This window comes from Arthrobacter sp. zg-Y1116, from assembly GCF_024385485.1.
Lineage (GTDB): Bacteria > Actinomycetota > Actinomycetes > Actinomycetales > Micrococcaceae > Arthrobacter_B.
On record NZ_JANFLR010000002.1, the window covers coordinates 214,522 to 228,034 of the forward strand.

Here is a 13,513-nt window from a genome sequence, read left to right on the forward strand (position 1 = left end):
TGACAGCGCTCACATCAGACTGGAGCAGGTTTTCTAATACGCACCACTTGTTTCCTGAGGGTGCGTTTCAGGAACGCCCCATCCGCTAACGCTGCCCGCAGCCCGTTCTGAAAGGCTGGCCCATGGATACCCCCACTCCGGCCCAGTCCCTGTCCGAAACCGACGTCTTGGACGCGGCGGCCCGCCTGGTCGCCGCGTTCTCCCGTACAGACACGCAGGAGTACTTCGCGGCGTTCGCTCCGGACGCTACGTTCGTCTTCCACACGGAGCCGGCCAGGCTTGAAAGCCGTGCCGAATACGAGGCGCTCTGGGCATTCTGGCTAGCTGACGGCTGGTCGGTCACGTCCTGTGAGAGTACCGAGGCACATGTGCAGGTGTACGGCACCAGCGCGGTGTTCAGCCACACGGTGCTGACAACGGCCGGCACCCCCGGCGCCACGGCGACCACCCGGGAACGGGAAACGATCGTCTTCACCCGGTCCGGGGACCGGATCCTGGCAGTTCACGAGCATCTTTCCCCGGTGCCGGACCCCGGCTTCAGTCTCGAGCCGGCGGATGCGGGTGCTGCAGAAGGCGCCGAAGCCGGCGCCACGCCCGTCGTCGTCGTTGCCTAAGGGGAATCCAATGTCAGCAACCGGGCAGCCGTCCGCCTGGACCCGTCTCTCCCTCCGCCTCGACAAGGACGCCGAGGGCTACGGCCCGCTCCGCGGCACCCTCGGCGTCGGACGCATCGGCATGATCTGGCTGGCCGCCAACCTGGTGGTCACCACCCTGCTCACCGGAACCCTCTTCGTTCCCGGCGTCAGCTGGCCCATGGCCCTGGCTATGATCGTGCTGGGCACCCTGATCGGGGGAGGAGTACTGGTGCTGGTGGGCAACATGGGCACGCGCACCGGGCTGCCCACCATGTCCCTGACCAAGGGGTCTTTCGGACTGCGTGGCTCGTTCCTGCCCGTGGCCGCAAACGTGGTCATCCTGATGGGCTGGAGCTGGGTCCAGGCCATGCTTGCCGGAGTCACGGTGAACTTCCTGGTGGAACGCGCCACCGGTTTCTCCAGCCCCGTCCTCTTCTCCGTGCTCTGCCAGCTGCTGGTGGTGGCCTTGGCCATCTTCGGCCACAAGGGCATCGCCCGCGTGGAGCCGTGGCTGGCCCTGGTGATCCTGGCCATCATGGCCTACGTCTTCGCCGTCGCGTTCCGGGAATTCCCGGTGGCTGACTTCGCTGCCATTCCGCGGGACGCCGACGCCGGGATGTCAGCGATCTCCGTGCTCGACGTCGTCATTGCCACGGCCATCTCCTGGACGGTCCTTTCCGCCGAGTTCAACCGGCTGGCGAAGTCCCAGACCGCCGGCGTGGCCGGCTCCGCCGTCGGTTACGTGGTCTCGACAGTTCTGGCCATGGCGCTGGGCGCCACCGCGATCGGCTATGTTGTGCTCGACGGCGGCGAGGCGGTGGGCTTCGATCCGGCCCTGATCGTGGCGATCTTCGGCGCGCCGCTGGCCGTGGTGATTTTCCTGTCCGTGATGGCGACCAACACCATGGTGGTGTACGGCATGGTCTCCTCCGTGGTGAACATGGTGCCGTCCCGGCGGATCCGTTTCCTTCCCACAGCCGTCGTGCTGGGTGCCGTGTCCGTCCTCGGTTCCACCTGGCTGGGCCTGCTGGACAGCTTCACGTCCTTCCTGACCGTCATCGGCGCCCTGTTCATTCCGGTGTTCGCGGTGATGATCGCGGACTATTACGTAGTGCAGAAACGTTCGTACAGCGCGGACATCCTGCTTGGCGACGGCGGGCGCTACTGGTTCCGGAGCGGTGTCAACGCGGCGGCGCTGGTGGCCTGGCTGGTGGGTGCGGGTGCCTCCGTGCTCCTGACCTATGTGCTGCCCAGTCCGCTCGGGGCGACCATCCCCACCTTTGCCCTCACCTTTGTCCTCTACCTCGGCTGGTGTGCGGTGACCGGCCGCGTGGTTCCAGGCCGGCCGCAGTCCCTCCACCTGAGCGAGCCCGCCCCGGTTGCGGACGGAACTGTGTAGCCGATGCAGGTTGTCGACCTCAGCCATCCGGTCCGCACCGGAATGCAGGTTTTCCCGGGCGACCCGTCGGTGGAGCTGCGCAGTGCGGCCACCGTGGCTGCGGACGGCTTCGCCGTGGCGCAGCTGCACCTGGGCAGCCATACCGGAACGCATCTGGACGCGCCGCTGCATACGGTGCAGGACGGTACTGCCGTGGACGCGATGCCGTTGGAGGCCCTCATGGGTCCCGCGCGGATCGTTTCCCTGCCCGGGTCCGCCGCCAACACCGTCCTGAGCTGGAAGGACGTGAGCGGGCAACTGGCGGGCCTGCTGCCCGGAACCATCGTGCTGTTCTCCACGGGCTGGTCCCGGCACTTCAACACGCGCACCTACCTGCAGCACCCGACCTTCGATGCCGAAATCGCCGAGCGTCTGGTGGCGGCCGGGGTGCGGCTGGTCGGCGTCGACACCCTGAACCCGGATCCAACTCCCGGACCGGCGGAACCCGGACAGGCCCAGGGCGGAACGTTCCTGCCGTTCCACGATGTGTTCCTGGGCTCAGGCGGCGGGATCGTCGAGAACCTGACGAATCTGGACGCGGTGCCGTGGCCGGAACCGTGGTTCTCGGCGCTGCCCCTGCGGCTGGAGGGGCTGGACGGTTCGCCCGTGCGCGCGGTGGCGTTTAAGCCCTGACTCGTTCCCGGTTCCGGCGGTCCAGCACCCTGCCCGGCACCAACCCGGTAGGCTGGGGCCCCCGGGACACGCCTCCCCGACCAAAGCCCACCTGGAGGAACCAATGAAGACTGTGCCCTTCGGCAGTACCGACCTTTTGGTGCCCAACGTCATTGCGGGAATGATGCGCATCGCCGGCGACACCGATGAGCAGATCCGTGCCCTGTATACGGCGTCCCGCGAGGCGGGGATCGACTTCTTCGACCACGCCGACCTGTACGGGTTCAACCACCCAGGCGGTGGCTACCACCTGTGCGAGCGCCGTTTCGCCGAGGCGCTGCAGCTGACCTCCTCAGAGCGCGGGCAGATCAGCCTGCAGACCAAGACGGGCATCGTCGACGACCCATGGGGCTACGACCAGTCGTACGAACACATCGTCACCTCGGCAGAGGAATCCCTGAAGGCGCTGCGCACCGACTACCTCGATGTGCTGCTGCTGCACCGGCCTGACGCCCTGGTCGAACCCGAGGAAGTCGCCCGTGCCTTCGACCACCTCGAGTCCAGCGGAAAGGTCCGCTCCTTCGGAGTCTCCAACCACACCCCGCGCCAGATCGACCTGCTGAAGACCGCGGTGCGGCAGCCGATCGTGGCTAACCAGGTGCAGCTCTCAATCACGCACTCCACGATTATCGCCCAGGGCCTGTCATCGAACATGGCCAGCCATGACGACTCGATCAGCCGCGACGGCGGAGGCCTGGTCGACTATGCCCGGATCAATAAGATCACCCTGCAGGCCTGGTCACCGTTCCAGAGAGGGTTCCAGGGCGGCGTCTTCTTCGGGTCGCCCGACTACCCGGAGTTGAACGCCGAACTCGACAGGCTCGCGGTGAAGTACGGGGTGACGCCTACCGCGATCGCGGTCGCCTGGATCGCCCGGCATCCGGCCGGGATGCAGGTGGTCCTCGGGACCACGACGCCGCAGCGCGTCACCGATGCGGCACAGGGATCGGACATTCCGCTGACCAGGGGCGAGTGGTACGGACTCCTTCAGGCAGCGGGCCACAACGTGCCCTGAACGGGTCCTTGTTCCGCTGAGGGCCGCCCGCGTTCCCGCCCTCACATCAGCCCGGCAGCCCAGCGCAGCCGCAGGCTCTCCTCCAGCTCCTGCTCCGCGATGCGGCGTTCGATAGCGGTCAACTGTTCCTCCAGCCGGGGGATCCACCGATTCTCTACTGCCCGCTGCCGCGTCCGGGTGGCGGCGAGTTCCTCCGACACCAGCAGCAACGCCCGTTGCCCGGCCGCCGCGGCCACGGCCGCCTCAAGGGCTGCCCGGTGCGCCGACGCCGCAAACGCCAGGGCAGAGCTGCCGCCGGCAGGCGGAGACGTCGGCACCGTACAGGATGCGGATTCGGGATACGAGATGCCCATCGCCCCGCCCCACTGCACGACGGCGACCGCCGGGTCCGGCGGGGCCGCCCCCAGCAGCCGGTCCGCACCGTCCAGCCCGGTACTGCGCTGCAGCCACACCGCGGCTTCACGGGCTCTGGTTTCCCAGACGCGGATGCCCTCATCGGCGCGTTCCTGCAGGCCGTCGATGGCCGCCTGCAGGATGCGCTGCTTCCGGTCCAGCAGCTCGGCCCCGCGCCGGGCCGTGGCGAGCCGCCGCTGCACCTCGGACCGCTCGGCGCGGCTGCCTCCGGACCGGAACCCGCTCACGGCTGGACTCCGCTCATGGCACGTCCGCGCCTGTCCCGGGCAGGTACCGGTCCAGGAATTCGGCGGACAGCATGGTCAGTTCCCGCCGCGGCAGCAGGGACAGTGCCTGCCAGGCAAGGTCCAGCGTCTGTTCCAGGGTGCGCAGTTCGTCCCGCCCCTGGTTGAGCAGTTCCTTCTCCACCACTGTGCGGAACTCGATGTAGGCCTTGTCGGTTTCGCTCAGCGCCGCGGCCCCCACCAGTTCGGCCAGTTCCGCTGCGGACCGGGCGCGGGCCATGGCGGACAGGATCTGCGCGGCGACGTCGAGGTGGTCCTCCCGGGTGCGTCCCCGCCCGGCACCGCTGCGCATCAGTCGTGACAGGGAGGAGAGCACATCCACCGGGGGATAGATGCCGCGGGCGTCGATGTCGCCGTCGAGCACCACCTGCCCCTCGGTAATGTAGCCGGTGAGGTCCGGCACCGGGTGGGTGATGTCCCCGGCGGGCATGGTCAGCACCGGCACAATGGTCACCGATCCCTCCCGGCCCCGGACGCGTCCGCAGCGTTCGTACAGGGTGGCCAGGTCGCTGTAGAGATAACCCGGGTAGCCGCGCCGGGCCGGGATTTCCCGGCGGGCCGCGGACACTTCGCGCACCGCCTCGGCGTAGCTGGTCATATCCGACATCACCACCAGCACGTCGGAACCGTCGTCGTAGGCCAGGGACTCCGCGATGGTCAGGGCGATGCGCGGGGTCAGGATGCGTTCAATCACCGGATCATCGGCCGCGTTCAGCAGCAGGACCAGCTCGCCGGCGGCGGAGCGTTCCTCCAGCCGGTCGCGGATATAGGCGATATCGGCATGCGTCATGCCCATGGCAGCGAACACCACCCGGAAGGCCCGCCCGGAGGATGCGGTCGCCTGGGCGGCGATCTGCGTGGCCAGGGTCAGGTGCGGCAGCCCGGGGATGGAGAAGATCGGCAGCTTTTGGCCGCGGACCAGGGTGGTGAGGGCGTCCACCACGGAGATGCCGGTGATCACCGGGTCCTGCGGCGGTTCCCGGAAGACGGGGTTCAGCGGCCAGCCGCTCACCGGGGAGGTGTGCTCCGCGGTGACCGGCGGGCCTCCGTCGAGCGGCTCTCCCCGTCCGTTGCATACCCGGCCGAGCCAGCCGGTACCCACCGGCACCGCCAGCGGCCGGCCCTGGAACCGGACCTCCACTCCGCCCAGTGCCATGCCCTCGGTGCCTTCGAGCACCTGCAGGGTGGTCTCGTCGCCGTCTATCTCCAGCACGAGCCCGTGCCGCTGGGGACCGCCGTCGACGTCGACGGTGGCGAACTCGTCCCAGCCCACACCCTCCGTGTCGCCCAGAACCAGCAGGGGTCCGCGCAGTTCACGCACATCGCTGTGTCCCACCCGTGCTCGGTTGCCGCTAGCCATGGGCATCTCCCGTCGATGGCTGGTCCAGTGTCTCGGTAAGCTGCCGCACGAAGGCCCGGCCGCGCTCCTGCACCCCGGCGGCATCGGTGGGCCCGGTGTCTTCGCGCAGGCGCAGGATGGGGGAGAAGTCATAGCGGTCGACGTCGGCCGGCGGCACCCCGCGGGCCACCAGGGTTTGGCAGGTGTCCACCACATCCAGGACCGCCTGCAGCAGGGCGGCACCCTTGTCGGCGGAGCTGTAGCCGTCATTGGGGCTGAGCGCGTTCTGCAGCAGCACCCCGTCGCGGATCAGCCGCCCGCCCAGGAGGACCATCTGCTCATGTCCGGGGAGGGAGGAGGCGCCGATGATTTCCGCCAGGGCGGTCAGCCGGTCAGCTTCCGAGAGGAGCAGGGAGGCGGAGGCGCGGCGCTGTGCCCACTGCGGATCCCCGTGGGCGGAGTACCAGCGGCCCAGCGACTCCGCATCCCGGGAGAAGGAACCGCGCCAGCTGACGGCAGGGTAATGCCGGGAGTAGGCGAGGTCCCGGTCCAGCAGCCACAGGGAACGGACAAAGCGCTGGGTGCCGGTGGTCACCGGTTCGCTCATGTCCCCGCCCGGAGGGGAGACCGCCCCGATCACGGTGACCGACGCCGTCGCACCGCCCAACGTGCGGACCCGGGCGGCGCGTTCGTAGAACGCCGCGAGTTCGCTGGCGAGGGAAGCCGGATAGCCTTCCTCGGCGGGGAGGTCGCCGTTGCGGTTGGCGAACTCGCGCAGCGCCTCGGCCCAGCGGGAGGTGGAGTCGGCAATCACGACGGCGTCGTAACCCATGTCCCGGAAGAATTCGGCCACGGTGACGCCGGTGGCGATGGACGCTTCCCGGGCCATCATGGGCATGTTGGAGGTATTGGCGATGATGACGGTCCGGTCAATCAGCTTCCCGCCGGTGCGGGGATCGTCCAGCCCGGAGAGCCCTTCCAGGACGTCGGCCATCTCGTTGCCGCGCTCGCCGCAGCCCACATAGACAATCACATCCGCGTCCGACCACTTGGCGATCTGCTGCAGGGTGAGGGTCTTGCCAGTGCCGAAGCCGCCGGGTACCGCGGCTGCCGCGCCGCGGGGAACCGGGAAGAGCAGGTCCAGGACCCGCTGCCCGGTCTGCAGCGGAACCACATCGGTGATGCGCTCGCCGAACGGCCGGGGGCTGTGTACCGGCCAGCGCTGCGCCAGCGGCACCTCCACGCCGCCGATCCGGGCCACGGGATCCAACGGCCGGACCTTGCCCTCGGCCAGCCAGGTCACCTCCCCGGAGACCGACGGCGGTGCCAGCACGCGGAACTCGATCGTCCCCACTCCGGGGACGGTTCCCAGCACCTGGCCGGCCCGCACCACGTCGCCGACGGCCACCGTCGGCGCGAACTCCCACCGGGTCTCCAGTACTGCCGGGTCTTCGGCCGAACTCTGCCGCTCCTGCGTGAGCCACAGGGGAGCGGAGGACAGGGGGCGCAGCAGCCCGTCGAAGACCGTGCCCAGCAGTCCCGGCCCCAGTAGTCCGGCCAGCTGATGGCCGGTCCGCTCGGCGCGGTCGCCGGCCTTCAATCCGCCGGTGTACTCATAAGCCTGCAGGGTGGCTTCGTCGCCGTTGATGGCGACCGCCTGCGCGGCAATGCCGTCCGGACCGATGTTGACCACCTCAAGCATGGACAATCCCGGCAGTCCGCTGATTTCCACGAGCGGTCCGCTCACCCGGGTGATCCGGCCGCCGCCTGCTGATTCAGCCGGGCCCGAAGTCCTCACGCGTCGTCCCATAACCGCCGCACCTCCCCGGCATGGTCCTCAAGCGCCTGGTCGGCCAGGGTGGGCAGCGACAGGTCCAGCCGCCGCGAACCGGCTGTTCCGATGACTCCGCCCTTGTAGCTTTCGGTCACGGATGCCATGGGGCCGAGGACGCGGTCCGCCTGCGCTGTCAGCCGCCGCAGGATCTGCGGGTAGCGCGGGTCCCTCCGGACTTCATGCACCTGCTCCTGCACCTGCTCGGCCAGCAGCGACCGCAGGTTTTCCTGTTCGGCCAGCACTGTCCGGCGTGCCTGCCTGCGGGCGCGTGCGGAGGAGGCAGCGGCGTCGGCCCTGGCGGCCTCGGCCCCCTCGCGCTGCGCCGTTCGGTGGATGGCGTCCGCTTCCGCCTGCGCCCGGCCGAGCAGATCCGCGGCCTGCTGCCTGGCCTCGGCATCCAGCCGGGCGGCTTCCGTCCCGGCCTTTCGGCGCAGTGCCTGGCGCACCGGGTCCAGGGCTGCCTCGGCGCCCTGCGGCAGCCGGGTCATGAAGGCAGCACCGCGGTGAGGGGCGACGCCGGATCGGCCAGTTCGATGCCCAGCTCCGCGGCGGCGTCGGGCGTGAGCAGGACAACGCACACCGAGTCCGGCAGGTTGGCCCAGACCGCCCGCACATCGGCTGCTCCCGCGGCCGGGTAGAGCACGGCCCCTGCCAGCCGGTACCCCTCCAGCAGGGCACGGTTGCCCACCGCTGCAACACTTCCTTCCCGGCGGCTCATGCCTGGCCGATGAGGATGATGGAAATGATCAGCCCGTAAATCGCGATGCCTTCCGCCAGCCCGACCACCACCATGGCGCGTCCGAAGATTTCCGGCCGCTCACTCATTGCCGCCAGGGCAGCCGAGCCGGTGTAGGCCACGGCGATGGCCGCACCGATGGAGGACCCGGCGACGGCTATGGCGGCGCCGATCAGGGCCGCACCGCTGCTGTCGCTGCCGTCGGTCGCTGCAGCGACAGCGGTGGCGGCGGCTCCGCCGTCGCCCGCCGTGGCCGGTGCCGCGTTCAGGGCGGAGACCAGCAGGGCCAGTGCTCCGGCCATCAGGACGCCGTTCAACCCGAGCAGCGCGCGGATCCCCGCCCGGCGGCGACGGCGCATCAGGGCCAGGGCGCCCCCGGCCAGCAGGACGGTAAGGAACAGGGCCAGTGGAAGGACGGCAAACCAGGGATTCACGGCAGAGGCCTTTCAGCAGGGGCGGGGGCAGGGGCGGCGCCAAGATCGGGGGTCCAGGGGCGGAACGGGCGTCCCTCCTCGGTGAAGACGCGGGAGAAAAGCTCGTAGTACTCCAGCCGCAGGGCCTGGATTCCGGCAACGAGGCCTTCCAGGGCGAAGGTGAGCACGTTGCCCAGGACGAACATCAGGATGGCGGGAATGATCCTCCAGCCCGGTTCCCAGATGGCCGTGGTTGCCTGCCAGACCACCATCATCAGGGCGGCGTGGGTGAGGCCGAACGCGGCCAGCCGGGTAAAGGACACCAAGTTGGAAGCCAGCTGAACCACTGTGTCCACCAGCTCCACTGTGGCCTGCAGCCCGCCGGTGGGCCCGCCGCCGGATTCCACGAACAAACCGATGAAGATGAACACCAGTGCGATCAGTGCTGCGGTTCCGGCGGCCACCAGGATTACTGCGCTGCCGGCCAGCAGCCCCCAGGCCACCAGCCCGATTGCCGCGAACAGCAACGCGCCGGCCAACCCCGAGCGGGCGTAGAGGGCATACGCCCAGCCACCCTCGCGGACCCGGTTGATGGTCCCCAGCGCGTAGGACCCGGCCAGCAGGACGGCGCCCAGCACCAGGGCGGCGACGATCAGCGGGATGGGTTCTTCGAGCGGTTCCAGCCACAGCACCGGCAGCACGTGGGTGGGACCGAAGAACTCCCCGTAGAGGAACCCGAAAAACACCGCAGCGGCACCCGCGCCGGTAATGAACAGCCACGTCCGGCGGTAGCGGTCCAGCCAGGGCACGCGAAGGAACCGGACCAGCAGCCCGGCAATCACCAGCAGCGCACCCTGCCCGGCGTCGCCGAACATCATGCCGAACATCACCACGTACGCCACGGCGGCTATCCGTGCAGGGTCCAGGTCCGCATAGGGGACCGTGGTGTAGGTGTCCACCAGCAGCCGTGACAGCCGGGGCCGGCGTCGTTCCTCGCCGGTCAGCTGGGTGGGTGGCTGCACGCCGTGCGGCCGGCGCAGGGGAACCGCCGAGGCGCCGTGCGGTTCCAGGGCCTTCCGGAGTTCCGGCAGCTGCCGGGTGGGGGACCAGCCAACCAGTGCGGCCACGGGACCGTGCACGACGGCGGCGTCTTCAGCGCGCTCCAGCTCGTCGGGTCCGTCACCGGGCTCGTAGGGAAGATCCAGTTCGACGGCGGCGCTGCCCGCCACCTCGGTCAGCACGGGACGGCCGGCGTCCAAGGGCCAGACCAGGGCAATACGTTCCATCCGAACCGGACTGAGGGTTTCACGCCACGGCATCAAGCACCTCGCTTCTCCCGTTGCCGGTCGCGGCGGCGGCCAGGGCGGCCCGGACCCGCCAGGCATCAGCGGCCAGGACCGCCATGGCCCCGACAACGACGTCCGGGCCGGGCAGCCCGGCCCGCAGCAGGCCGAAACCGTCGGCTTCGACCTGCGCGGCGAGACGGGCCTCTGCCCGCCACAGCTCGTGCGGTTCCTGCACCTCGGCCAGGGCCTGTCCGGCCGCCGGGCTCAGTGCCGCTGTCAGTTCCGGCAGCGACGCAGCTTCGGTCCATTCGGTGCCGATCAGCGGACGGAGCAGGGATACCAGCCGGTCCGTGGTTCCGGTTCGGGTCACCAGCAGCAGGCGGGCGGCCAGCAGCACGGCACCGGCAACGGCCCACGGGCGTGTTGCAGGGGCGGCCGAGGCCAGCCGGCGCAGCCAGACGGCGGTGAGCATATCCGGCAGGGACACGGCGGACCCGGGGTCGCCCCAGGGCGACGCGGCCAGCATGGCCTGCAGGGTCTCGGGGGAGTCGGCGGTCTGCAGCCGCGGCCAGGCCGTGGCCAGCCCGCCCAGGTCGAACACGGGTGCGGAATCAGACGCTGGTTCCGGCTCCGTCCCGCTGGCGACGTTCCGCCGCAGTGCGGCGGCCAGGGCAACGATGTTGTCCGCCTCGTACCGTGCGGCGGCAGCCCGGACCAGCTGCGTGTCCTGGCCGGCCGGCAGCCAGCCCGCCAGGACACGCAGCTGCCAGAGCACGGTACGCCGGGTGGCCTGCTGCGCGGCTCCAAGTGTTCGGGCGCCGGACAGCTGATCGGCGTACACCGATCCTTCCAAGGCCTCGACGGCTGCCGGGAGGTCCGGCAGCGCGGAGAGTTCCCGGCAGGTGCCGGCGCCCACCCGCCGCTGCGCCATGGACCGTGCTCGTACGGTGGCCGCCACCCAGTCCGCTCGCATCAGCCGGTGTCCGTTCCGCGGCCCAGCAGGTCCTGCACCAGGTCCGCCACAATGGCGGAGGCGAGTTCCGGCACCCGCGATTCGCCGTGGCTGCGGAGTCTTTGTGCCTCTTCCCGGGCTTCGTCGAGCAGGTGTTCATTTTCGCTTGCGGCTTCGGCGGAGACCCGCGCTGCGGCTTCGGCGCGCACGGCACCGCTGTCCAACCGGGCCTGTTCCACCAGGGCAGCGGCCTGGCGCCGGGCAGCAGCGACGGTCTGCTGTGCCTGCGCACCGGCGGATCCGGTCTGCTCGCTGCCCTCGGCGATCGTGGGGTCAAGTGCTTCGAAGACGGGGATAAGCTCGGCGGCTGTGCCTTCGTCGTCAGTAGCCGGGACGCCGGCAGGACCGGCCGGTCCTGGCGCGCCGACGGGTCGGAAACGGTCCAGCAAGCTGTTGCGTGCCATGCGGCATCTCCCTGAGCGGAGGGGCGGTTGCGGGTTCCTGCAAGCTAGTCTCCGGTGGCTTCGGCTTCCGAGGCCTCGCCGTGCCGGACTATGTCGCCGTCCGTGAAGAGGATGCCGCGGGCGATTTCCCGCCAGAGGGGAGTGCGGCGCAGCAGGAATTCAAGTTCCATGCTGAAGTGCTTGAACTCCTCGCCGAGCGAATCAAGCATGATGGCCCGCGACTCGGCGTCGGGTTCCACGGCCATCCGCTGGACATACCAGCCGATGGCTTCGGCTTCCTCCGCCAGGCTGGCGCACATGCGCGCAAAGGTCCGCGTCTCTGCGGGAAGTTCGGAAGGCGGCTCATGGTACTGGTCTGTGCCCATTTGCATCTCCTCAGGCCCGGTGGATCCGCAGCGTCCATCCGGCTGCGAAACGTTCCCCCGTTCATCGACGTTACGTGGGGCACGGGAGGGAAACAATGGTTCGACCGGGTCGGGCGGCCGCAGCGGAAGGAACGAAAGGTCAGCGGGCCAGCCGGGCGTAAGCGGAGGCAAAGTGCAGCAGCGGGTCGGCCTCGTCGTCGGCCCCCGCGCGCCGGCCCATGGACACCACCTCGCCCACGATCAGCTGGTGGGTGGCCGCCGTCGTCACCTGCGTGGTGCGGACCTCAAACCAGGCGATGGAGTCCTCGATGACGGCGGCACCGGTTTCCGGCGCCCGGCCGTAGTTCACCTGGTTCAGCAGCCCTTCGAGGGGCGAGCCGGGACTGGCAAGCCAGTTGGCAGTGCCCCGCAGCCGAGCCGGCAGCAGGCTCAGGGCCCAGCTGCCGGCGTCGATCACTGCCTCGGCAATGCGTGCCTCGGCGTACAGGCTCACGAGGAGGGTGGGCGGATCGTAGGAGACGGAGAGGAACCCGCTGACGGTCGCCGCGTAGTCGCGTCCGCGAAGGCGGGTGGACACCACGCCGACGCCGGACGCGATGTCCGCGCTCAGCTCCCGGTACCGGTCGATGACCTCGTCCGGGAGGTCGGGCCCGGCAACTGTTTCCCCGGGAAAGACTCCGTGCTCCATGGCTCCCTATTCCGCGGTGTCGGCGGCGGGGACCAGCTTCACGGAGACGGAGTTGATGCAGAACCGCTGGTCGGTGGGAGTGTCGAAACCTTCGCCTTCGAACAGGTGTCCCATGTGCGAATCGCAGTTGGCGCAGCGGACTTCAATCCGGTCCATGCCCATGCTGCGGTCATGCAGGTAGCGGACCTTGCCCTCGGCCAGCGGAGCGAAGAAGGACGGCCAGCCGCAGTGTGAATCGAACTTCTCGCTGCTGGTGAACAGATCGCTGCCGCAGGCACGGCACTGGTAAACGCCGGCGGTCTTGGTGTCCCAGTACTCGCCGGTGTACGGCCGTTCGGTGCCGGCCTTGCGCAGCACGGCGTACTCCTGCTCAGTGAGTTCCTCGCGCCACTGCTCGTCGGTTTTCTGGACCGGGACGGTTCCGGTGTTCTCTTCGGTAGTCATGTCAGCGTCAACGCTTAAGAGTCGCCAATAAATCCCGAGCCGCTGTACAGATGCAGCACGGGAACGCCGAGCCGGTCCTGCGCCTCATTGGCCCAGTCCGTGTGGAAGGTGTCTTCGACGGCGTGCGGCGTGGTGATCACTACAACCTGGTCCGCGTGCGTGCGCTTGGCGGTTTCGACGACGGCGGCCACCGGGTCTTCGCCGGTGACCGTGCCGGTGGCCTCGAGGCCGGCTGCCTGCAGCTGTTCCAGGGAGTCGGCGAGCGAGGTGACCGCTTCCTTCACCTCGTCGGCCTTGGACGGGCGGCCGCCGGTCAGGTTCCGGAAGGCTTCTGCAAAATCGAGCAGGCTGAGGTTGTCCAGCACGTCCACCAGCAGGTTCCGGCCCGGATCAGCGGGCACCAGAACCTCAAAGCGGACGGGGTTCTCTCCTGCAACCGCACGCAGGTTGTCTATGTCGCGGCTACCCAGCGATTCTTCCGTCAGCACCACAATTGTCGAAGTCATGCGCACCAGCCTAGTACGCCTGTCCGGG

Annotated in this window: 17 protein-coding genes; 4 read left to right on the plus strand and 13 right to left on the minus strand. The window is 69.3% G+C overall.

Annotation, left to right across the window (positions count from 1 at the left end):
- Positions 1–122 precede the first annotated feature (122 nt).
- The 4 genes from NNX34_RS07635 (at position 123) to NNX34_RS07650 (ending at position 3,760) form a co-directional block, all read left to right on the plus strand.
- On the plus strand, positions 123–614 hold the full coding sequence (locus NNX34_RS07635) for a nuclear transport factor 2 family protein (RefSeq protein ID WP_255765920.1): 492 nt from the start codon (positions 123–125) through the stop codon (positions 612–614).
- Positions 615–624: 10 nt separating this feature from the next.
- Positions 625–2,034 carry a cytosine permease gene (locus NNX34_RS07640; protein ID WP_255765921.1) on the plus strand — a complete coding sequence of 470 codons (1,410 nt, stop codon included), beginning with the start codon at positions 625–627 and terminating at the stop codon, positions 2,032–2,034.
- 3 nt (positions 2,035–2,037) lie between these two features.
- Entirely contained in the window at positions 2,038–2,706 is a 669-nt protein-coding gene (locus NNX34_RS07645) for a cyclase family protein (RefSeq protein WP_255765922.1), read from the plus strand.
- Between the two features lie 103 nt (positions 2,707–2,809).
- Positions 2,810–3,760, plus strand: a complete 951-nt coding sequence (locus NNX34_RS07650; protein WP_255765923.1) for an aldo/keto reductase family oxidoreductase — start codon at positions 2,810–2,812, stop codon at positions 3,758–3,760.
- A gap of 41 nt (positions 3,761–3,801) precedes the next feature.
- Here NNX34_RS07650 and NNX34_RS07655 read toward each other — a convergent pair whose 3' ends face one another.
- From NNX34_RS07655 to NNX34_RS07715, 13 genes are all read right to left on the minus strand, one after another.
- On the minus strand, positions 3,802–4,401 hold the full coding sequence (locus NNX34_RS07655; RefSeq protein ID WP_255765924.1) for a V-type ATP synthase subunit D: 600 nt from the start codon (positions 4,399–4,401) through the stop codon (positions 3,802–3,804).
- A 13-nt stretch (positions 4,402–4,414) separates the two neighbouring features.
- Complete coding sequence (locus NNX34_RS07660; protein WP_255765925.1) at positions 4,415–5,818, minus strand: V-type ATP synthase subunit B; 1,404 nt, start codon at positions 5,816–5,818, stop codon at positions 4,415–4,417.
- Complete coding sequence (locus NNX34_RS07665) at positions 5,811–7,595, minus strand: V-type ATP synthase subunit A (RefSeq protein WP_255765926.1); 1,785 nt, start codon at positions 7,593–7,595, stop codon at positions 5,811–5,813. The genes NNX34_RS07660 and NNX34_RS07665 overlap by 8 nt, the downstream gene beginning before the upstream one ends.
- The gene (locus tag NNX34_RS07670; protein WP_255765927.1) at positions 7,592–8,119 is read right to left on the minus strand and encodes a V-type ATP synthase subunit E family protein; all 528 of its coding nucleotides are present in this window, start codon (positions 8,117–8,119) and stop codon (positions 7,592–7,594) included. Before NNX34_RS07670 ends, NNX34_RS07665 begins: the two co-directional genes overlap by 4 nt.
- Complete coding sequence (locus tag NNX34_RS07675; RefSeq protein ID WP_255765928.1) at positions 8,116–8,319, minus strand: hypothetical protein; 204 nt, start codon at positions 8,317–8,319, stop codon at positions 8,116–8,118. The genes NNX34_RS07670 and NNX34_RS07675 overlap by 4 nt, the downstream gene beginning before the upstream one ends.
- Before the next feature lie 26 nt (positions 8,320–8,345).
- Positions 8,346–8,801: an ATP synthase subunit C gene (locus NNX34_RS07680; protein WP_255765929.1), complete on the minus strand. Its 456-nt coding sequence runs from the start codon at positions 8,799–8,801 to the stop codon at positions 8,346–8,348.
- Positions 8,798–10,099 (minus strand): V-type ATPase 116kDa subunit family protein, encoded by a 1,302-nt coding sequence (locus NNX34_RS07685; protein WP_255765930.1) that lies wholly within the window; start codon positions 10,097–10,099, stop codon positions 8,798–8,800. The genes NNX34_RS07680 and NNX34_RS07685 overlap by 4 nt, the downstream gene beginning before the upstream one ends.
- The gene (locus tag NNX34_RS07690) at positions 10,086–11,039 is read right to left on the minus strand and encodes a V-type ATPase subunit (protein WP_255765931.1); all 954 of its coding nucleotides are present in this window, start codon (positions 11,037–11,039) and stop codon (positions 10,086–10,088) included. Before NNX34_RS07690 ends, NNX34_RS07685 begins: the two co-directional genes overlap by 14 nt.
- Entirely contained in the window at positions 11,039–11,482 is a 444-nt protein-coding gene (locus NNX34_RS07695) for a hypothetical protein (RefSeq protein ID WP_255765932.1), read from the minus strand. Before NNX34_RS07695 ends, NNX34_RS07690 begins: the two co-directional genes overlap by 1 nt.
- A 44-nt stretch (positions 11,483–11,526) precedes the next feature.
- Complete coding sequence (locus NNX34_RS07700) at positions 11,527–11,847, minus strand: hypothetical protein (protein WP_255765933.1); 321 nt, start codon at positions 11,845–11,847, stop codon at positions 11,527–11,529.
- Between the two features lie 139 nt (positions 11,848–11,986).
- On the minus strand, positions 11,987–12,535 hold the full coding sequence (locus NNX34_RS07705) for a flavin reductase family protein (protein WP_255765934.1): 549 nt from the start codon (positions 12,533–12,535) through the stop codon (positions 11,987–11,989).
- A 6-nt stretch (positions 12,536–12,541) separates the two neighbouring features.
- Complete coding sequence (gene msrB, locus NNX34_RS07710) at positions 12,542–12,979, minus strand: peptide-methionine (R)-S-oxide reductase MsrB (protein WP_255765936.1); 438 nt, start codon at positions 12,977–12,979, stop codon at positions 12,542–12,544.
- Between the two features lie 14 nt (positions 12,980–12,993).
- Positions 12,994–13,485, minus strand: coding sequence for a hypothetical protein (locus NNX34_RS07715; protein ID WP_255765937.1), 492 nt, complete (start codon positions 13,483–13,485; stop codon positions 12,994–12,996).
- Positions 13,486–13,513 lie beyond the last annotated feature (28 nt).